The sequence below is a fragment of the Kitasatospora sp. NPDC058190 genome (assembly GCF_042883685.1).
GTDB lineage: Bacteria > Actinomycetota > Actinomycetes > Streptomycetales > Streptomycetaceae > Kitasatospora.
The window spans coordinates 1-19,985 of the sequence record NZ_JBHVVI010000051.1 but is presented as its reverse complement, the minus strand read 5'-3'; the positions used below and the strand labels follow the sequence as shown (position 1 = coordinate 19,985).

Below are 19,985 nucleotides of genomic sequence, written 5' to 3'. Positions count from 1 at the left end.
AACCCGGGCGGTCCGCCCGCGCCTCGGACGGCCCCGCGTCCTCGAAGGAGGCTCAGGCCTCGAAGGGCCGGGCCGGCCACGGCGAGTCCGGCCGGCGCAGCCCGTCCAGCCCGTCCGGGGCGGTGAGCGCGGCGTGCACGGCGAGGGTGCCGGTGATCAGGGTCGGGTTGTGCAGCTGCCCGGCGTGGATCAGCCGGATCAGTTCGGGCACCGGGACCCAGGCGACCTCGATCTCCTGTTCCTCGCCCTCGGCCTGGTAGCGCTCGCCCTCCGCGGCCGACAGGTCGGTGGCCAGGAACATCCGCAGCGCCTCGTCGGTGCCGCCCGGGGAGGTGTAGTAGTCGGCGAGGATCCGCCAGGTGTCGGCCTGGCAGTGCGCCTCCTCGTACAGCTCGCGCTGCGCGGCGTGCCACGGGTTCTCGCCGGGCACGTCGAGCAGGCCGGCCGGCAGCTCCCAGAGGCGCTGGCGGACCGGATGGCGGTACTGGCGCAGGACCAGCACCCGCTGCTTGTCGTCCAGGGCGAGCACCGAGACCGAGCCGGGGTGGGTCTGGTAGTCGCGCCGGGCCCAGCTGCCGTCGGGCATCCGGACCTCCTCGCTGCGCACGCCGGTGACCTTGCCCTGGAACGGCGTCGCGCTGCCGCGGACCTCCCATTCCTCGGCCACGTCGGCGATCACCTGGTCGCTCTGCTCGTCCATCGCTCTCCCCTTTTCGTCAGTGCGACACAATCTAACGCCGGACGGCGGCCCCGCGGGTAACGCGGGGCCGCCGTCCGGTGAACGACCGAGGCCAAGAAGAAGACGACTACTCGGAGGCCGCGGTCTTGATGTCGATGGCGGCCTTGACCAGGCCCGCGAACAGCGGGTGCGGGCGGGTCGGGCGGGACTTCAGCTCCGGGTGGGCCTGGGTGGCCACCAGGTACGGGTGCACCTCGCGCGGGTACTCGACGTACTCGACCAGGTCGCCCTTGGGCGAGAGGCCGGAGAACTGCAGGCCGGTCTTCTCCAGGTCCGCGCGGTAGGCGTTGTTGACCTCGTAGCGGTGGCGGTGGCGCTCCTCGACGTACTGCTCGCCGCCGTAGACCTCGCGGACGATCGAGCCCTCGGCGAGCTTGGCCGGGTACAGGCCCAGGCGCATGGTGCCGCCCAGGTCGCCCTTGCCGTCGACGATGGCCAGCTGCTCGGCCATGGTGGAGATGACCGGGTGCTTGGCGGCGGCGTCGAACTCGGTGGAGTTGGCCTCGGGCAGGCCGGCCAGGTTGCGGGCCGCCTCGATGACCACGCACTGCAGGCCCAGGCACAGGCCCAGCAGCGGGACCTTGTTCTCGCGGGCGTAGGTGATCGCGCCGACCTTGCCGTTGACGCCGCGGTCGCCGAAGCCGCCGGGGATGCAGATCGCGTCCACGTCGCCGAGCTGCGCCTGGGCGCCCTCGGGCGTCTCGCAGTCGTCCGAGGTGACCCACTTGATCTCGACCCGGGCGTTGTTGGCGAAGCCGCCGGCGCGCAGCGCCTCGGTCACCGACAGGTAGGCGTCCGGCAGGTCGATGTACTTGCCGACCAGGGCGACCTTGACGATGTGCTGCGGCTCGTGGACGCGGCGCAGCAGGTCGTCCCAGGTGGTCCAGTCCACGTCGCGGAACGGCAGGTCGAGGCGGCGCACCACGTAGGCGTCCAGGCCCTCGCCGTGCAGCACCTTGGGGATGTCGTAGATCGACTTGGCGTCGATGGCCGCGACCACGGCCTCCTCGTCCACGTCGCACATCATCGAGATCTTGCGCTTGATCGCCTGCGGGACCTCGCGGTCGGCGCGCAGCACGATCGCGTCGGGCTGGATGCCGATGTTGCGCAGCGCGGCGACGGAGTGCTGGGTGGGCTTGGTCTTCAGCTCGCCCGAGGGGCCGATGTACGGCAGCAGGGAGACGTGCACGAAGAACACGTTGTCCCGGCCGACCTCGTGGCGGACCTGGCGGACGGCCTCCAGGAACGGCAGCGACTCGATGTCGCCGACGGTGCCGCCGACCTCGGTGATCACCACGTCGACGTCCTCGGTCGCCATCCGGCGGATCCGGGACTTGATCTCGTTGGTGATGTGCGGGATGACCTGGACGGTGTCGCCCAGGTACTCGCCGCGGCGCTCCTTGGCGATGACGGTCGAGTACACCTGGCCGGTGGTGACGTTCGCCGAGCCGTGCAGGTTGGTGTCCAGGAACCGCTCGTAGTGACCGATGTCCAGGTCCGTCTCGGCACCGTCGTCGGTGACGAAGACCTCACCGTGCTGGAACGGGTTCATGGTGCCCGGGTCCACGTTGAGGTACGGGTCGAGCTTCTGCATCGTCACGCGCAGGCCACGGGCCTTGAGCAGCGCGCCGAGGCTGGAGGCGGTCAGCCCCTTGCCGAGCGAAGAGGCGACACCCCCGGTGACGAAGAGGTGCTTGGTCGTCACGGCGCGGCCGTTCGCTGCCTTGCCGGAATGGGGCTGTGCCAAGAGGGGGCTCCCGTGGGTCGCGTGTCGAAGGTGACGTGGGCGGGAGGCTCGCGGCTCGCCGGGCGACGGGAGGCCGACTCGGTAGGCGGCACTCGAAGGGTCGTCGGTTCGGCTGGTCCGGGGCGTTTTATCCCGCCGGTCCACGGGATACCAGGGTATCAGTGACCTGACCGGGATGCCGTGCGGCCCGCGCGCGGCACTCCGGGAGCGTGCGCCTGGCGCACCACCGGCGCACCATCGGCCGCACGGGTCACACCGGTCGCACGACCGGCCGGACCGGACCAGCCCGCGGCATCCGTCCGGGCCATACCGGCTCCTCCGTTACGGCCACCCGGAGGTGATCCTTCCGGACCATCCTGCGCCACGCCTCCGCGATGCACGGCATTTCCGCCGAATTGCGGCGCCACACGGGGCAGCGTCCGCGTGCTTCGCCCCTTTCGTCCGTCGTAAGCTGCACGGACGCATCGCGACAGCACGAGCACGCGGAGGGCGTGGGAGCGTCAGGACACTCCCGGTCCCCGATGCGCGACCGGACCTCCCCGTATTCCAGCTCCTCCCCACCCACCTCAGGGGCTCCACCGAGCCCCGCGCGGACACTCCAGCAAGGCCCGCCACCACCCCCCGGCGGACCGGACGTCCCGGGGTGAACCTCCGGCCCCGCAGACCGCTCGCTCCCCCGTTCGCCGATGCCCTGACCACATTGCGAACTGGAGATCCACGTGGCCGGCCGTATCGAGGACTACGCACTCATCGGGGACATGCAGACCGCTGCCCTGGTCAGCAGGGACGGGGCGGTGGACTGGCTCTGCCTTCCCCGCTTCGACTCGCCGGCGGTGTTCGCCGGCCTCCTCGGCACCGATGAACACGGCTTCTGGCGGATCGGCCCGGCCGAAGCCGTCGCGACCGAGGTCCCCGCCACCGCACCTGCCGGAGCCGACGGCCGGACCCGCTTCGCCGACACCGCCGACCTGCGCGTCCCCCCGGCCACCGCCGCCGCCCCCGCCCTGCCCGCCGACCGGCGCCGCTACCGGGGCGACTCGCTGATCCTGGAGCAGGAGTGGGACGCCCAGGACGGCACCGTCCGGGTGATCGACTTCATGCCGCCCCGCCCGCTGGCCGGCCGCGACGCCGTCCCCCAGGTGATCCGGATCGTCGAGGGCGTGGCCGGCACCGTGCGGATGCGCTCGGCCCTGCGGATGCGCTTCTCGTACGGCCGGATCGTCCCCTGGGTGCACCGGGTCGAGCAGGCCGACGGCGGCCACCGCACCGTCGCCATGGCCGGGCCCGACTCGGTCTGGCTGGACGGCGAGGCCGAGACCTACGGGCGCGACCTCACCACCTACGCCGACTTCACCGTCACGGCCGGCGAGCGGATCGCCTTCGCGCTCACCTGGCAGGCCTCCCACCTCGACCCGCCGGCCGTCCCGGACGCCGAGGCGATGCTCGACGCCACCGCCGACTTCTGGCACGAGTGGGCCGACCAGTGCACCTACCAGGGCCCCTACCGCGAGGCCGTGATCCGCTCACTGATCACCCTCAAGGGCCTCACCTACGCCCCCACCGGCGGCATCGTCGCCGCCCCCACCACCTCCCTGCCGGAGGACATCGGCGGCGAGCGCAACTGGGACTACCGCTACACCTGGCTGCGCGACGCCGCGATCACCCTCTCCTCGCTGCTGCGCACCGGCTACCGCGAGGAGGCCCGCGCCTGGCGCGAGTGGCTGCTGCGCGCGGTGGCCGGCGACCCGGAGAACCTGCAGATCATGTACGGCATCGCCGGCGAGCGCGAGCTCACCGAGTCCTCGCTGGACTGGCTGCCCGGCTACGAGGGCTCCCAGCCCGTCCGGGTCGGCAACGGCGCCGCCGGACAGCTCCAACTCGACGTCTACGGCGAGGTGGTGGAGGCCCTGCACCTGGCCCACATGACCGGTCTGGTCCGCAACGACCACGCCCTCCACCTCCAGCTGCGCCTGATCGAGTACCTGGAGGACCACTGGCAGAACCCGGACGAGGGCATCTGGGAGGTCCGCGGCCCGCGCCGGCACTTCGTCCACTCCAAGGTGATGGCCTGGGTCGCCGTCGACCGCACCATCAAGCTGCTGGAGCAGACCCCCGAGGACGCCCCCTCCGACGGCCACCTGGAGCGCTGGCGCGAACTGCGCGAGACCATCCACCGGGACGTCTGCGAGAAGGGCTACGACCCCGAGCGCAACACCTTCACCCAGTACTACGGCGGCCAGGAACTGGACGCCTCGCTGCTGCTCATCCCCCAGGTGGGCTTCCTGCCGCCGGACGACAAGCGGGTGATCGGCACCATCGAGGCGATCCAGCGCGAACTGTCCACCGAGGACGGCTTCGTCCTGCGCTACCCCACCCACGACGAGAGCGGCAACAACGTCGACGGGCTCTCCGGCCACGAAGGCGCCTTCCTGGCCTGCTCGTTCTGGCTGGCCGACGACCTCGCCATGATCGGCCGGGTGCAGGAGGCCCGCGAGCTGTTCGACAAGCTGCTCTCGCTGCGCAACGACCTCGGGCTGCTCGCCGAGGAGTGGGACCCGCGGCTCAAGCGCCAGGTCGGCAACTTCCCGCAGGCCTTCAGCCACGTCCCGCTGATCGACACCGCCCTGCGGCTGACCGCCTGCGGCGCCGCCTACCTGTCGGCCCAGCCGGACGGCCTGGCCGCCGACCGGGTCGAGCAGGCGACCGTCTAGGAACGCTGCACCAACTCGTCGTAGGTGCTGAGCACCTGCGCGACGGTGGCGGCCTCGTCCGGCCAGGTCTCGGCCTGCTGCCGGCCCGCCGCCACCAGCTGCTCGCGACGGGCCGGGTCGGCCAGTACCCCGCGCACCGCCCGTCCGATCGCCGCCGGGTCGCCCGGGGGCACCAGCACGGCGGCGTCACCGACCAGCTCGGGGATGCCGCCGACGGCGGTGGCGACCACCGGCACACCGGCCCGCATCGCCTCCTGGACCACCAGCGAGCGGGCCTCCCAGCGACTGGAAACCACCACCACGTCGGCGGCGGCCAACAGGTCGGGCACGTCGGTGCGGTAGCCGAGCAGGCGCACCGGCAGCTTCTCGGCCGTCACCCGCTCGCGCAGCGGGCCCGCCTCCGGGCCGTCCCCGGCGAGCAGCACCAGCGGCTCCGGGTCCAGCGCGGACAGCTCCCGGGTGGCGTCCAGCAGCAGCCCGAAGGCCTTCTGCGGGACGAGCCGGCCGACCGCCAGCACCAGCGGGCGGTCCGGGCCGTCACCGAGCAGCGCGGCGCGCGCCTCGGGGCGGCCGAGCCGGCCCTCGGGCATCGGCGGGGCGGCCACCGGGCCCAGCCGGGCGTCGGTGGCACCCAGTTCGCGGGCCCGGGCGACCAGGTCGGAGGAGGCGCCGAGGACGAGGTCGGCGGCGCGCGCCACCCGGCGCTCCATCAGCCGCTGCAGCCGGCGCTCCATGCCGGTGGCCAGCAGCGCGTGGTGCGAGGTGACCACCAGCGGGGTCTCCGGGCGCAGGCCCGGGAAACGGCCGGCGGTGCGCAGCGCGAGGTCCGAGAGCAGCCCCGCGCGCAGCCCGTGGGCGTGCACCAGGTCGGCGCCGGTGAAGGCCCGGCGCAGCTCGCCGATCGCGGTGGCGTCGCTGCGGGCGCCCGCGGTGGGGGTGATGTCGACGGTGTGGAACCGGGCGCCGGTGCGGGAGAAGCCGAACAGCGCGTCCGTGCCCGCCGGCGCGCAGACCGTGACGATCACCCCGTGCGCGACCAGGCCCTGGGCCAGGGAGCGCACGTGCGCACCGATGCCGCCGGTGCTGGCGGCCAGGACGAGCACCACGTGCAGCTGCCCCGGTTCCGGGGCGGCCGCAGTGGCCCGGGCGGCGGAATGGTCCACGTCGTCTCGCATCCGACTCGATCAGGTTCGCGCGCCGCTTCGCGAGGATTGCCCGCCCGGCGGCACTCGGGACTGGAAAGCCAGTGTCCAGCCGCCACCATGCCAGGTCGGCGGCCCTCTTGGACAGTCGGCGCCACCAGGGCGCGTCGTGGTGCCGCGAGGGCCGCCGGACCCGACGGAGCGACCGGCTCAGGGCCTGTCCGGCGGATCCTCGCCGGTCCGGCGAAACCCACCGGACAGGCCTAACGCCGGCGCGGGGCCCGGGCGGTGGCCAGCAGTTCCTCGGCGTGGGCGCGGCCCAGCTCCGAGTCCTCCAGGCCGGCCAGCATCCGGGAGAGTTCGCGCACCCGCTCCTCGTCGTTCAGCACCTTGACGCCGGAGCGGGTCACGGTGCCGTCGTTGGTCTTCTCCACCACCAGGTGCCGGTCCGCGAAGGCGGCGACCTGCGGGAGGTGGGTGACCACCACGACCTGGGCGGATTCGGCCAGTTTGGCCAGTCGGCGGCCGATCTCGACCGCGGCCTTGCCGCCGACGCCCGCGTCCACCTCGTCGAACAGGTAGGTGGGGACGGGGTCGGCGCCCGCGAAGACCACCTCGACGGCGAGCATCACACGGGACAGCTCACCGCCGGAGGCGCCCTTGGCGATCGGGCGCGGCTGGGCGCCCGGGTGCGGGGCGAGCAGCACCTCGACCTCGTCCACGCCGTGCGGCCCGTACGCGACGGTGCGGCCGTCGACCTCGATCCCGGCCAGGTCGTCGAGCTGGGTGATCGAGAAGGTCACCCGGGCGTGCGGCATGGCCAGTTCGGCGAGTTCGGCGGAGACGGCCCCGGCGAAGCGGCCGGCGGCGGCCCGCCGGGCGGCCGAGACCTCGGCCGCCAGCTCGGCCAACTCGGTCCGCAGCTCGGTCTCCTGGGCGCCGAGCCGGTCGATCCGGTCGTCGTCGCCGTCGAGTTCGGCGAGCCGGGCGGCCCCGGCCTCGGCCCAGGCGATCACCTCGGCGAGGGTGTTCTCCTCGCCGCCGTACTTGCGCAGCAGCTGGGCCAGCACGGCCCGGCGGTCTTCGACGGCGGCCAGGCGCACCGGGTCGGCGTCCAGGTCGTCGGCGTAGCCGGCCAGGTCCCCGGCCACGTCTGCCAGCAGGTAGCCGACCTCGTTCAGCCGGTCCGCGAGGGCGGCCAGCCGCTCGTCGTGGTGGCGCACGGCGTCCAGGGCGCGGCGGGACTGGGCGAGCAGGGTGCCCGCGTCCAGCGCCTCCGGGTCGGTCGGGTCGCCGGCCAGGGCGCCGTGGGCGAGGGTCGCGGCGGAGGAGAGCGCGTCGGCGTGGCCGAGCCGTTCGGCCTCGGCGGCCAGCTCGACGTCCTCCCCGGCCACCGGCTCGGCGGCGGCGATCTCGTCCAGGCCGAAGCGCAGCAGGTCGGCCTCCTGGGCGCGCTCGCGGGCCCGGGTGGTCAGCTCCTCCAGGGTGGCCGAGACCTCGCGCAGGGCGCGGTAGGTCTCCCGGTAGCGGGCCAGCGGCTCGGCCACCGCCTCGCCCGCGTACCGGTCCAGCGCGCCGCGCTGGCGGGCCGGGCGCAGCAGCCGCTGCTGGTCGGTCTGGCCGTGCACCGCGATCAGGTCCTCGCCGAGCTCGGCGAGCAGCCCGACCGGGACGGCCCGTCCGCCGACGTGGGCCCGGGAGCGGCCCTCGGCGGAGACGGTCCGGCTGATCAGCAGGGCGCCGTCGTCCAGTTCCGCCCCGGCCTCGACGGCGCGGGCCGCCACCGGGGAGTCGGCGGGCAGCTCCAGCCGGCCCTCCACGACGGCGCGTCCGGAGCCGTTGCGCACCAGGCCCGGGTCGGCGCGGCCGCCGAGCAGCAGGCCGAGGCTGGTCACGACCATGGTCTTGCCGGCGCCGGTCTCACCGGTCACGGCGGTGAAGCCGGGGGCCAGCTCGACCACCGCGTCGTCGATGACCCCAAGATCCCGTATCCGCATCTCGTCCAACACGGAGACGACCTTACGAGGTTCCGCCCCCGGAGCGCGACGAGCGGCAACGGCGCGCGGCAACTCCGTGCCCGGAAGTTCACCCCATCCGGGGCGTTTGCGGCGAGGTGTCCTGGGCCGACGACGCGGTGCACCAGGGCAGGAACAGCTGCACCAGCGGGCCGATGGCCAGCGCGTACATGACCGTGCCGACCCCGGCGGTACCGCCCAGCAGGACACCGACCGCCAGCACGGCGACCTCGATGCCGGTGCGCACCAGCCGCAGCGAGCGGCCGGTGCGCCGGTGCAGGCCGGTCATCAGGCCGTCGCGCGGGCCGGGGCCGAAGCGGGCGCCGATGTAGAGCCCGGAGGCCAGGCCGTTGAGCACGACCGCGGCGGCCATCAGCGCGATCCGGGCGGGCAGGCCCGCGGGGCCGCCGACCAGCCGCAGGGTGAGGTCCATGGCCGCGCCGATCATCAGCACATTGGCGACGGTGCCCAGGCCCGGGCGCTGGCGCAGCGGGATCCACAGCAGCAGCACGAGGACGCCGCAGATGGTCACCCAGGCGCCCACGGTCAGCCCGAGCACCCGTTGCAGGCCCTGGTGGAAGACGTCCCAGGGATCGAGGCCGAGGCCGGAGCGGAGCATCAGCGCCATGCTCACGCCGTACAGGACCAGGCCGACGGCGAGCTGCGGGAGCCGGCGGCCCAGTGCGTGGGTGTCGCCGAGGATCCGGACGGCCGAGCCCGGCCGGGTCGGCCCGGGGGCGGGCGGGGTCGTGGTCGTGGTGGCCAATCGGTGCTCCTGCGGGTGGTTCCGCACCCCGGGGCGGCCCCGGCGGTGGCGGCTCGACGGCCGCCCTGCCATGATGAGCAGGCCAAACAGACCCCTTCCAGGGCCAATTCCGAGCAAGTGGACTGATGAGCGAGCACAGCGAGCGAGCCATCAGGAGGAGCGCCATGGCCGACTGGCACACCACCGTCACCCCGCCCGCACTGGCCCGGCTGCTCGCCACCGCCCGGCTCCCCGAGCCGGCCACCACGCGCCGCCCCGCCTACCGCACCCTCGCCGGCCAGATCCGGCTGCTGGTCACCGAGGGCCGGCTGCCGGTCGGCGCCCGGCTGCCCGCCGAACGCGAACTCGCCTCCGCCCTGGAGCTCAGCCGCACCACCGTCGCCACCGCCTACGAGACCCTGCGCGGCGACGGCTACCTGCTCAGCCGCCGCGGCGCCGGCAGCTGGACCGCCCTGCCCGAGGGCGCCCCGCCGCCGAGCGACGCCCTGCACCCAGTCCCGCCGGACGAGCAGGGCAGCACCCTGGACCTCGGCGTCGCCGCGCTGCCCGCCCCGCAGCCCTGGATCGGGCAGGCCGCCGCCCGGGCCGTCGAGCTGCTCCCGCACTACGCCGCCGGGCACGGCCACTACCCGACCGGCGTCCCGGTGCTGCGCGAGGCCGTCGCCCGCCGCTACACCGAGCGCGGGCTGCCCACCACGCCCGACCAGATCCTCATCACCACCGGCGCGATGGGCGGCCTGCACCTGGTCCAGCGGGTGCTGATCGGCCGCGGCGACCGGGTCGCCGTCGAGGCCCCCAGCTACGCCCACACCCTGCAGGCCCTGCGCCTCACCGGGGCGCGCCTGGTGCCGGTGCCGTACAGCTGGGGTCCGGGGGCGCGAGCGGGCGAGCAACAGTGGGACCTGGAGGAATGGCAGCGGGTGCTGCGCGGCGCCGCGCCGAAGGTCGCCTACGTCATCCCGGACTTCCACAACCCCACCGGCGCGCTGATCGACGAGGAGCAGCGCCGCGAGCTGCTGGCCGCAGCCCGGGCCGCCGGGAGCGTCGTGCTGGTCGACGAGACCACCGCCGAACTCGGCTGGGGCGTGCCGCAGTCCACGCCGTTGCCGCGCCCGATGGCGGCGCTGGACCGCGCCGCCCAGGTGGTCACCGTCGGCTCGGCCGGCAAGCTGCTCTGGGGCGGCCTGCGGATCGGCTGGGTCCGCGCCGCGCCCGCGCTCGTGCGTCGACTGGCCACCGAGCGGGTCTACAGCGATGTCGGCACCCCGGTACTCGACCAGCTGATCGCCGCCGAGCTGATGGGCGAGCCGCTCCAAGCCGTCCGGGCCCACCAGCTGGACCGGCTGCGGGCCACCGCGCACGCCTTCGCCGCCGCGCTGCCCGGGCACCTGCCCGGCTGGGATTTCCCGATGCCGCCCGGCGGCCTGGCGCTGTGGGTCTCCACCGACGGCCTGTCCGGCGCGGCACTGGCCCAGGCCGGGGAGCGCGCCGGGATCCGGATCGCCTCCGGCAACCGGTTCGGCTCGGACGGCGCCTTCGAGCACCACATCCGGCTGCCGCTCACCGTGCCCGCCGCGGCCGTGCCCGCCGCCGTCGAGCGGCTCGCCGCGGTGGCCGCCCGCGCGGCGGCGGGCGGCCGGCTCGGCTCGGCCGACGAGGCCCAGCCACTGGCGGTCTGACGGTTCGCCAGACTCCGCCTCAGTGCCCGGTTTTCGACCGCCCGCGCCAACCCGTCACCGGGAGCGCGAACTTGGCCACCAGCCGGTCGGTGAACGGCGCCCGGTGCAGTCTGGCCAGCCGCACCGGCGTCTGCCCCCGGCGCACCTCCACCCGTGCCCCGGCGGGCAGTTCGACCGAGCGCCGCCCGTCGCACCAGAGCACCCCGTGCGGGGTCTTGGGCTGCACCTCCACCGCCAGCACCGAGTCCGGCGAGGTCACCAGCGGCCGGGCGAACAGCGCGTGTGCGGAGATCGGCACCATCAGCAGTGCCTCCACCTCCGGCCACACCACCGGCCCGCCGCCGGAGAACGCGTACGCGGTCGAGCCGGTCGGCGTCGCGCAGACCACCCCGTCGCAGCCGAAGTTGGAGACCGGTCGGCCGTCCACCTCGGTCACCACCTCCAGCATCCGCTCCCGGGACGCCTTCTCGATGGACGCCTCGTTCAACGCCCAGTCCTGGTGGACCACATCGCCGTTGGTGCGGACGATCACGTCGATCGTCATCCGCTCCTCGACCTCGTAGTCGGCGTCCACCACCCGTTCGACCACCACGGCCAGGTCGTCCCGCTCGGCCTCGGCCAGGAAGCCGACCCGGCCGAGGTTGATCCCCAGCATCGGCAGCCCGTGCGAGCGCGCCAGCTCGGCGCCGCGCAGCAGCGTCCCGTCGCCGCCGGCGACCAGGATCAGCTCGCAGCCGTCCGCCGCCCCCGGCCCCTCGGCCACCTTCTCGACCCCGTCCGGCAGGTCGAGGTCCACCGCCTCGGCCTCCAGCAGTCTGATCCGGAGCCCCGCCTTCAGCAGCCCGTGCACCAGGGCCTCGACGCTGCGCAGCGCCGCCTCCCGGCCGGTGTGCGCGATCAGGAAGACCGTACGTTCTTCATCGCTCATGCCGCTGCCCCTCTCCCTACGCCTGCCCGGGGCGCCCTTGGCTCGTGCGGCCGCGCCATACAGCATGACGGGCCGGACGCTCGCAAAGCACCCTACCTACCGGGGCCCCTCCGCCACGGCCCGGTCCGCCTCCGCGGGGTCCAGCTGCGGGGCGTCCCGGCGCATCCAGAGGAAGTACTCGACGTTCCCGGACGGCCCCGGCAGCGGGCTCGCGGTGACCGCCCGCACGCCCAGCCCGAGCTCCCACGCCTGCCCCGCCACCTGGCGCACCATCTCGGCGCGCAGCTGCGGGCTGCGCACCACCCCGCCGCTGCCCAGGCGCTCCTTGCCGATCTCGAACTGCGGCTTGACCATCAGCACCAGGTCCGCGTCCTCCGCCGCGCAGGCGGCCAGCGCCGGCAGCACCAGGCCCAGTGAGATGAAGGACAGGTCGCCGACCACCAGGTCGACCGGGGTGCCGCCGATCGCGTCCCGGGTCAGTTCGCGCACGTTGGTGCGGTCCATCACGGTGACCCGCTCGTCGCTCTGCAGCGACCAGGCGAGCTGCCCGTAGCCGACGTCCACCGCCAGCACGTGGGCGGCCCCGGCCCGCAGCAGCACGTCGGTGAAGCCGCCGGTGGAGGCACCCGCGTCCAGCGCCCGGCGGCCCTCGACCACCAGGCCCTGCGGCACGAAGGCCGCGAACGCCCCGGCCAGCTTGTGGCCGCCGCGCGAGACGTAGTCGGGATCGTTGTCGTCCTTGGCCACCACGACCGCCGCCGAGGTCTCCACCTGGGTGGCCGGCTTGGTCGCGGTGGTGCCGCCGACGGTCACCCGACCGGCCGCGATCAGCTCGGACGCGTGCTCACGCGACCGGGCCAGCTTACGGCGGACCAGCTCCGCGTCGAGTCGGCGTCGTGCCACTGCCACTGGTGCTTCAGCTCCTACGGGTCCTGCGGGTCATTCCTGGTCGAGTGCGGCCAGCGTGTCGGCGAGCCGCTGGTGAACATCTTCGTACACCGCGACGTGTGCCTCGGCGGGGACCCCGTCCAGAGCCTCCAGCCGGGCCAGCCCGGCGTCCACCCCGGGGTGGCCGGTGGGCAGCAGTTCGACGCCGAGCGGCTCGACCGGCGGGCTGGGCTCACTTGTTTCGGGCATCGGGCTCGTCTCGGGCATCGGGGTTCTTCGTACTGGTGGCCTTGCGGACGGTGGTCCTCTTCGTCGCCGTGCGCTTGGCGGCGGTCTTGGGCTGGGCGTCCGGCTGCTTCGCGGTGGCGGTCTTCTTGACCGCGGCCTTCTTGGCGGTGGTGGTCTTCTTCGCGGCGGACTTTCCGGCCGTCGTCTTCGTCGCGGCAGCCTTCCCGGCCGTCGCGGTCTTCGCCGTCGCCTTCTTCGCCGTCGCCTTCTTCACGGCCGTCGGCTCCCCGGTCACCGGCGCCTGCGCGGCGTCCGCCGTGCGCAGCTCCCGCGCCCCGGCCCGCGGCGCGGGCGGCACCGGCGGATCGACCTCGACCGGCTCGTCCACCTCCACCCGCTCGGCCACTATCGGCTCCCCCGCCACGCGCTCGCTCTCGTACTCCCAACCGCGTCCGAACAGGTCGTCCGCCCGCGGCGCGGGCGCCGGCTCCTCCGCCGCCTCGTACGGGACCGGTCCGGGCTTCGCCGCGGCCGGCTCCTCCTCGATCTCGCGCAGCTTGCTCTCCAGGTACGCCAGCACCACGCCGACCTTGGTCACCTGGTCGCCGACCCGCTCGAAGGCCTTCTCCACCTCGTTGCGCGCCACCCCGACCGCCAGGTCCACCCCGGCCCGCCCGGCGGTGACGGCCTCCTCCGCCATCGTCTGCAGCGTCTTGGCGGACGGCGGGAACTGCCCGCCGAGCTTGCGCTCGACCTCGGTCACGTCGACGCCGGTCTTCTCCAGGACCGCGGCCGCCGTCTCGACGACCCGCTTGCCGACCTCCTCCACCACCACGGCGGCGGCCGCCACCGCTCCCCGCACCGTCCTCGGCAGCATCCGGGTGCCTCCTTAGCGCCTACGCGCGCATCGCTCCGTCGCCGTCGGTACCCGGGCCGTTTCCGGGCACCCCACTGACGACGCTACCGCCAAAACCCTCCTGAGGTACCGTGGCCCGGGCAGTCAGAGCGCCGTAGTGACCTGGGGATGGAGCCACCGCCATGGCGAACGTCGAGGAGTGCCGGGAGGCGCTGGAGCAGCTCAGCCGGAACATGTCCGACTCCACCGGCGACGTCCGCAAGGCCGCCGCCATGGACCGCTCGCTCAGCTGCCGGATCACCGACCTCGACCTGACCTTCACCGGGCGGCTGCGCGAGGGCCGGATCCAGGACGTCGTCGCCGCGCCCGGCGCGCCCGCCGCGAAGGCGGAGATCCGGCTCACCATGGCCAGCGACGACCTGCTCTCCCTGGTCGGCGGCACGCTCAACTTCGCCTCCGCCTGGGCGAGCGGCCGGGTCAGGCTGGAGGCCGGCTTCCGCGACCTGCTGCGGCTGCGCACCCTGCTCTGACCTCCACCGGGAGTCGGAAGCCTCAGAAGCCGAGCTCGGCCAGCGCCTTCCGTCCGTCCACCGGCCCGCCGTCCGCGTCCAGCGCCGTCCACGCCGCCGCGCACAGCGCCCGCAGGCCGTCCCAGCGGTCCCCGGCACCGGTCAACCGCAGCTCGCCGCCCTCGGCCGTCGCGACCCAACCGCCGCAGCCGAAGCCGCCGTCCCGGGCCGTCACCGCCGGCTGCGGGACCAGCAGGCCGCGCAGGTCCGCCGCCAGGTAGGTCGGCCGGTGCTCGACCGGGGCCGCCAGCAGCTGGGCGGGGGTGGTCACCCCGGTGAACACCAGCAGGCTGTCCACCCCGCCGTTGAACGCGCCCTCGATGTCGGTGTCCAGCCGGTCCCCGACCACCAGCGGCCGCCGGGCGCCGGTCCGCAGCACCGTCTCCCGGTGCATCGGCGGCAGCGGCTTGCCCGCCACCTCCGGCTCCACCCCGGTCGCGGCCCTGACCGCCGCGACCAGCGTTCCGTTGCCCGGCGCGATCCCGCGCGCCGTCGGCACGGTCATGTCGGTGTTCGAGGCCACCCACGGCAGCCCGGCGCGCACCGCGTACGCGGCCTCCGCCAGCTGCGGCCAGCCCACCGACGGGTCGAAGCCCTGGACCACCGCGAGCGGCTCCTCGTCCAGCGAGCGAACCGCCACCAGCCCGCGCTCGGCCAGCGCCTCCTCCAGCCCCAGACCGCCCACCACCAGCACCTTCGCCCCGGCCGGCACCTTCTCGGCGACCACCCGGGCGGCCGCCTGGGCCGAGTTGATGACGTCCGCCGACTCGGCGGGCACACCCAGCTCGGTCAGGTGCTCGGCCACCACCCGCGGCGGGCGGGAGGCGTTGTTGGTCACGTACGCGAGCCGCATCCCGGCCGTCCGGGCGGCCGCCAGCGAGTCCACCGCGTGCTCGATCGCGTGCGGGCCGGCGTAGACCACGCCGTCCAGGTCCAGCAGCGCGGTGTCGTACGCCTCGGTCAGCGGGCCCTCGCTGCCGCCGGGGGCGGTGCGTCGCACGATGGTGGCCGTCTCGGTCATGGCTGCGCTACCTCATTCACTGCGGTTCACCGCGTTCGACACCTGCACTGCTCGTACCTGCCCGTTCAGGCGTCGCCGTTGACACCCTCGGGCTCTCCCCCCGCCTGCTCCCCGGCATCCGCCACGGACTCCCCGCCCTGACTCCTGCCGTTGGCCGGGACCCCGGGCAGCAGCGGGCCGAACGCCCCGGCGCGGGCCGCCAGGGTGGCCCGGGTCTGCCGCAGCGCCTCCCGGTAGTGGTCGGTCTCCGGCCGCATCGCCACGGCCAGCGCCAGGTGCTCGACGGACGTCTCGAAGTCGCCCAGCCGGGCCGCCGCGACGCCCCACCCGAACTGAGCGTAGTCGTCCGCCGGATCGGCCAGCGCCACGGCCCGGAAGTTCTCCAGCGCCGCCGCGTACGACCCGGCGTCGAACTGCGCCCGGGCCAGCGCCTCCCGGATGCTGCGCGAGTGCGGCTCGGCGTCCGCCGCCCGGGCGAGCAGCTGCTCTGCGGCCGCCGGATGCCCCTGGGCCAGCAGTTTCGCGCCCCGGCGGAACCAGTCGTACACGTCCCCGGCGGGCTCCCCGGGCCGTCCCTGGGCCGGGATGCCCCCCATCGGCACGCCCTCCCCCGGGCCGCCGCTGTCCGACCGTCCCTGCCCGTCGTCCATGCCGTACCTCGCCCTCGATCGCTCGCCCGCCCCACGAGACGGCACGGGTATACAGATCTTTCAACAACGTGTACCCGGTTACCATGCCCAGAATGAGCGCACCCAGTGCAGAAGACGGAGTCGAGACTCCCGAGGGCGGCCCCGGCGATCCCGGGCACGTCGCCACCGCAGGCCTGTCCCTGTTCCCCTTCCGGGGCCTGCGCTACGTCCCCGACCGGGTCGGCGCGCTGGCCGCGGTGATGTCCCCGCCGTACGACGTCGTCGACCCGGGGCGCCGGCTCGACCTGGAGACCGCCGACCCGTTCAACGTGGTCCGGCTGATCCTGCCCCGGCCCGAGCCCGAGGACGCCGGTGACCGCCCCGACCGCGACACCAAGTACCGGCACGCCGCCCGGCTGCTGGCCGCCTGGCAGCGCGAGGGCGTGCTCGCCGCCGACCCGCTCCCCGCGATCTACGTCTACGAGCAGCGGGTGCCCGCCACCGCCGACTCCCCCGAGCTGCTCCAGCGCGGTCTGATCGGTGCCCTCGCGGTGAGCGGGCCCGAGGCCGGTGTGGTCCTCCCGCACGAGGACGTCATGCCCCAGCCGGTCGCCGACCGGGTCGGCCTGATGCGCACCACCCGGGCCAACCTCGAACCGCTGCTGCTCACCTACCGCGGCAACGGCGGCGCCTCGGGCGTCCTCGAGCGGACGGTCGAGGGCGAGCCGCTGCTCTCCACCGCCACCAGCGACGGCACCCACCACCGCCTGTGGGCGGTCACCGACCCCGCCGAGATCGCCGAGATCAGCCGCGACCTGGCCACCTGCCGGGCGCTGATCGCCGACGGCCACCACCGCTGGGAGATGTACCTGCGGCTCCAGCGCGAGCACCGCCACCTGCCGCGCAGCCCGTGGGACCGCGGCATGGTGCTCCTGGTGGACACCGCCCGCTACCCGCTGCGGGTCCGGGCCATCCACCGCGTGCTGTACCGGCTGCCGGTGGCCGAGGCGCTGGACAGACTCGGTGACCACTGGAAGGTCAAGGAGGTCCCGGGCCCGCTGCCCGCCGCGCTCCAGGCGCTCGCCGAGCAGAAGCGGCACGGCGGCAACGGCTTCGTGCTGACCGGCGGCAACGGCGTCTACTGGCTGCTCGGCGAGCCCGAGGAGTCCCTGCTGGACGCCACCGTGCCGCACGACCGGCCCGAGGAGTGGCGCCACCTGGACGCCACCGTCCTGCACGCCACCCTGCTCGACCACACCTGGCACGTCCCCGACGGCCCGGACGACATCGGCTACCTGCACACCGCTGCGGCCGCCGAACGCGAGGCGGCCCGCACCGGCGGCACCGCCGTCCTGCTGCACCCGGTCCGGGAGAGCGTGGTGCGGCGGCTCGCCGAGCAGGGCGTCACCATGCCGCGCAAGTCCACCTCCTTCGGGCCGAAGCCGGCCACCGGGCTGGTGCTGCGCAACCTCACCCTGGGCTGACCGCCCTGGACGCCGTGAGGCCCTGCCGTTCCCCGAGGGAGCGGCAGGGCCTCACGGTGTGCCAGGTCAGGGCGCTCAGCTCTGGGCGTCGCCCTTGTCCTCGGCCCTCTCGGCCTTCTCCGACTGCTCGGCCTGCTCGGCCTGCTTGTCCTCGGTCTTGGCGTCCTCGGAACGCTCGGGCACCACGCCGTCGAAGTCCTCGTCGATCTCGAGGTCGTCCTCGTCGTAGTACTCCTCGACGTCCTCCTCGTCCTCGAAGATCACGCGGTCGTCGGCGATGTCGCCGCCCCGCTTCTTCGCCGGGGCCTCGGCCTTCTCGGTCTCCTCCTCGGCCAGCTCCGGGTCGAGCGCGTCGGTGAACTCGACGCCGTCGATCTCTGCCAGGCGCTCGGAGGCGTTGGTCGAACCGTCGGTGTCGGCCTCGGCGGCCTTGGCGAACCAGTCGCGGGCCTCGTCGCCACGGCCGGCCGCGATCAGCGCCTCGGCATAGGCGTACCGCAGCCGCGCGGTCCACGCGTGCACGGCGCTGGAGGCCAGCTCCGGGCTCTGCAGGGTCACGACGGCGGCGTCGAACTGCTCCATGTCGGTGCGGGCACCCGCCGCGACCAGGCGCATCTCGACCTGGCCGGCCTTGTCCAACTGCTTCACCTCGGGCTCACCGGCCATCGCCAGCGCCCGCTCCGGACGGCCCAGACCGCGCTCGCAGTCGGCCATCACCGGCCACAGGTCGGCGCGGCCGGTCATCCGACGGGCGGCGCGGAACTCGGTCAGCGCCTCGGAGTAGCGCTGCGTCATGTACGAGGCGAACCCGGCCGCCTCGCGGACGGCCGCGACGCGGGAGGCCAGCCGGAGCGCGACGCGCGAGTACTGGTAGGCCTCCTCCGGCTCGCCGTCGAGCAGGCGGGCCACCATCACGAGGTTGCGGGCGACGTCGTCCGCGAGCGTCTTGGGCAGGCTCTTGAGCTCCTGGCGCACGTCCGCGTCCAGCTCGAAGCCGGTGACGTCCTCCGGGATCGGCAGGCGCTTGACCGGCTCGTAGTTGCCACGGCGGTCGTCGTAGTCCCGACGGCCCTGGTCGCCGCCCCGGTCGTCCCGACGGTCGTCGCGGCGGAAGCCGCCCTGGCGGTCGTCCCGGCGGTAGCCGCCACGGTCGCCGCCACGGTCATCGCGACGGAAACCGCCACGGTCACCACCGCGCTCGCCACGGTCACCGCGGTCGCGGTTGAAGCCGCCACCGGAGGGGCGGTCGTCACGACGGAAACCACCGCCGGCCGGACGGTCGTCGCGACGGAAGCCGCCACGGTCGCCACCGCGGTCATCGCGGTCACGGTACGGACGGTCGTCACGACGCGGACGCTCATCACGGTCGTCACGACGGAAACCGCTGGGGCGGTCGTCGCGGCGGAACCCGCCACGGTCGTCACGGTCGTCACGACGGAAACCACCCGAGGGGCGGTCGTCACGGCGGAAGCCGCCACCGGAGGGGCGGTCGTCGCGACGGAAGCCACCGCGGTCGTCGCCACGGTCGCGGTTGAAGCCGCCACCGGAGGGGCGGTCGTCACGACGGAAACCACCGCCGGCCGGACGGTCGTCACGACGGAAGCCGCCACGGTCGCCACCGCGGTCATCGCGGTCACGGTACGGACGGTCATCGCGACGCGGACGCTCATCACGGTCGTCACGACGGAAACCGCTGGGGCGGTCGTCGCGGCGGAACCCGCCACGGTCGTCACGGTCGTCACGACGGAAACCACCCGAGGGGCGGTCGTCACGGCGGAAGCCGCCACCGGCCGGACGGTCGTCGCGACGGAAGCCACCGCGGTCGTCGCCACGGTCACGGTTGAAGCCACCACCGGAGGGGCGGTCGTCACGACGGAAACCACCGCCGGCCGGACGGTCGTCACGACGGAAACCACCACGGTCGCCACCGCGGTCATCGCGGTCACGGTACGGACGGTCATCGCGACGCGGACGCTCATCACGATCGTCACGACGGAAACCACCCGACGGGCGGTCGTCACGGCGGAACCCGCCACCGGCCGGACGGTCGTCGCGACGGAAGCCACCGCGGTCGTCGCCACGGTCACGGTTGAAGCCGCCACCGGAGGGGCGGTCGTCACGGCGGAAACCACCGCCGGCCGGACGGTCGTCACGACGGAAGCCGCCACGGTCGCCACCGCGGTCATCGCGGTCACGGTACGGACGGTCGTCACGACGCGGACGCTCATCACGATCGTCACGACGGAAACCGCTGGGGCGGTCGTCACGACGGGAGCCGCCACGGTCGTTGGACCAGCCCCCACGGGACCGGGGCTCGTAGCCTCGGCCGTCATCCGATCGGCGCTCGGGACGGTCCTGGGGCTGGTTCGACATCCTGGTGACTCCTTCTGCTGCTTCAGCTCCACCGCGGACCGACCAACACCAGTGCCGTCACGCGGTATCGGCGCCGGCCTCCTGGCCGCGCACCATCTCCATTGTCCGGCATGTCGGAAGCGTCCGCGCCTGGGCGGAAGTCCCGGCCTGCCGGTCTCGTGCAAGTTCGCAAAAAACAAAAAGGCCGCGGCCCCAGCGAGTCGCTGGGGC

General features: G+C 74.2%; 16 protein-coding genes and 1 pseudogene. 4 read left to right on the top strand and 13 right to left on the bottom strand.

Annotated features, from left to right (window positions below; translation table 11 throughout):
• Positions 1–52: 52 nt before the first annotated feature.
• Positions 53–700, bottom strand: coding sequence for an NUDIX domain-containing protein (locus ACFVWU_RS22985; protein WP_387623958.1), 648 nt, complete (start codon positions 698–700; stop codon positions 53–55).
• A gap of 106 nt (positions 701–806) precedes the next feature.
• Positions 807–2,486, bottom strand: a complete 1,680-nt coding sequence (locus ACFVWU_RS22980; protein ID WP_387623955.1) for a CTP synthase — start codon at positions 2,484–2,486, stop codon at positions 807–809.
• Between the two features lie 719 nt (positions 2,487–3,205).
• Here ACFVWU_RS22980 and ACFVWU_RS22975 point away from each other — a divergent pair.
• Positions 3,206–5,197: a glycoside hydrolase family 15 protein gene (locus ACFVWU_RS22975; RefSeq protein ID WP_387623952.1), complete on the top strand. Its 1,992-nt coding sequence runs from the start codon at positions 3,206–3,208 to the stop codon at positions 5,195–5,197.
• Here the strand turns inward: ACFVWU_RS22975 and ACFVWU_RS22970 are convergent.
• From ACFVWU_RS22970 to ACFVWU_RS22960, 3 genes are all read right to left on the bottom strand, one after another.
• The gene (locus ACFVWU_RS22970) at positions 5,194–6,372 is read right to left on the bottom strand and encodes a glycosyltransferase family 4 protein (RefSeq protein WP_387623950.1); all 1,179 of its coding nucleotides are present in this window, start codon (positions 6,370–6,372) and stop codon (positions 5,194–5,196) included. The two genes, ACFVWU_RS22975 and ACFVWU_RS22970, sit on opposite strands and share 4 nt — an antisense overlap.
• A gap of 230 nt (positions 6,373–6,602) precedes the next feature.
• Positions 6,603–8,336, bottom strand: a complete 1,734-nt coding sequence (recN, locus tag ACFVWU_RS22965) for a DNA repair protein RecN (RefSeq protein ID WP_387624063.1) — start codon at positions 8,334–8,336, stop codon at positions 6,603–6,605.
• Between the two features lie 88 nt (positions 8,337–8,424).
• A complete protein-coding gene (locus ACFVWU_RS22960) occupies positions 8,425–9,120 on the bottom strand; it encodes a YitT family protein (RefSeq protein WP_387623948.1) in 696 nt (231 codons plus the stop codon).
• A 164-nt stretch (positions 9,121–9,284) separates the two neighbouring features.
• Between ACFVWU_RS22960 and ACFVWU_RS22955 the strand changes: the two genes are divergently transcribed.
• The gene (locus tag ACFVWU_RS22955; RefSeq protein WP_387623946.1) at positions 9,285–10,799 is read left to right on the top strand and encodes a PLP-dependent aminotransferase family protein; all 1,515 of its coding nucleotides are present in this window, start codon (positions 9,285–9,287) and stop codon (positions 10,797–10,799) included.
• 19 nt (positions 10,800–10,818) lie between these two features.
• Here ACFVWU_RS22955 and ACFVWU_RS22950 read toward each other — a convergent pair whose 3' ends face one another.
• The 4 genes from ACFVWU_RS22950 to ACFVWU_RS22935 form a co-directional block, all read right to left on the bottom strand.
• Positions 10,819–11,727: an NAD kinase gene (locus ACFVWU_RS22950; RefSeq protein WP_387623943.1), complete on the bottom strand. Its 909-nt coding sequence runs from the start codon at positions 11,725–11,727 to the stop codon at positions 10,819–10,821.
• Positions 11,728–11,823: 96 nt separating this feature from the next.
• Positions 11,824–12,630, bottom strand: a complete 807-nt coding sequence (locus ACFVWU_RS22945; RefSeq protein WP_380610162.1) for a TlyA family RNA methyltransferase — start codon at positions 12,628–12,630, stop codon at positions 11,824–11,826.
• A gap of 36 nt (positions 12,631–12,666) precedes the next feature.
• Positions 12,667–12,864, bottom strand: coding sequence for a hypothetical protein (locus ACFVWU_RS22940; protein ID WP_387623940.1), 198 nt, complete (start codon positions 12,862–12,864; stop codon positions 12,667–12,669).
• On the bottom strand, positions 12,848–13,720 hold the full coding sequence (locus ACFVWU_RS22935) for a hypothetical protein (protein WP_387623937.1): 873 nt from the start codon (positions 13,718–13,720) through the stop codon (positions 12,848–12,850). Before ACFVWU_RS22935 ends, ACFVWU_RS22940 begins: the two co-directional genes overlap by 17 nt.
• Positions 13,721–13,881: 161 nt before the next feature.
• On the opposite strand from ACFVWU_RS22935, the gene ACFVWU_RS22930 reads away from it, so the two are divergent.
• Positions 13,882–14,229 (top strand): SCP2 sterol-binding domain-containing protein, encoded by a 348-nt coding sequence (locus tag ACFVWU_RS22930; protein ID WP_387623935.1) that lies wholly within the window; start codon positions 13,882–13,884, stop codon positions 14,227–14,229.
• A 22-nt stretch (positions 14,230–14,251) separates the two neighbouring features.
• Here ACFVWU_RS22930 and ACFVWU_RS22925 read toward each other — a convergent pair whose 3' ends face one another.
• Positions 14,252–15,289: an HAD-IIA family hydrolase gene (locus ACFVWU_RS22925; RefSeq protein ID WP_387623932.1), complete on the bottom strand. Its 1,038-nt coding sequence runs from the start codon at positions 15,287–15,289 to the stop codon at positions 14,252–14,254.
• 65 nt (positions 15,290–15,354) lie between these two features.
• Positions 15,355–15,939, bottom strand: coding sequence for a tetratricopeptide repeat protein (locus ACFVWU_RS22920; protein ID WP_387623930.1), 585 nt, complete (start codon positions 15,937–15,939; stop codon positions 15,355–15,357).
• 92 nt (positions 15,940–16,031) lie between these two features.
• On the opposite strand from ACFVWU_RS22920, the gene ACFVWU_RS22915 reads away from it, so the two are divergent.
• Positions 16,032–17,402 carry a DUF1015 family protein gene (locus ACFVWU_RS22915; protein ID WP_387623927.1) on the top strand — a complete coding sequence of 457 codons (1,371 nt, stop codon included), beginning with the start codon at positions 16,032–16,034 and terminating at the stop codon, positions 17,400–17,402.
• 75 nt (positions 17,403–17,477) lie between these two features.
• Here the strand turns inward: ACFVWU_RS22915 and ACFVWU_RS22910 are convergent, their stop codons facing one another.
• Positions 17,478–18,377: a hypothetical protein gene (locus tag ACFVWU_RS22910; protein WP_387624060.1), complete on the bottom strand. Its 900-nt coding sequence runs from the start codon at positions 18,375–18,377 to the stop codon at positions 17,478–17,480.
• A gap of 297 nt (positions 18,378–18,674) precedes the next feature.
• Positions 18,675–19,634, bottom strand: a pseudogene (locus ACFVWU_RS22905) (hypothetical protein); the annotation flags it as partial.
• Between the last annotated feature and the right edge of the window lie 351 nt (positions 19,635–19,985).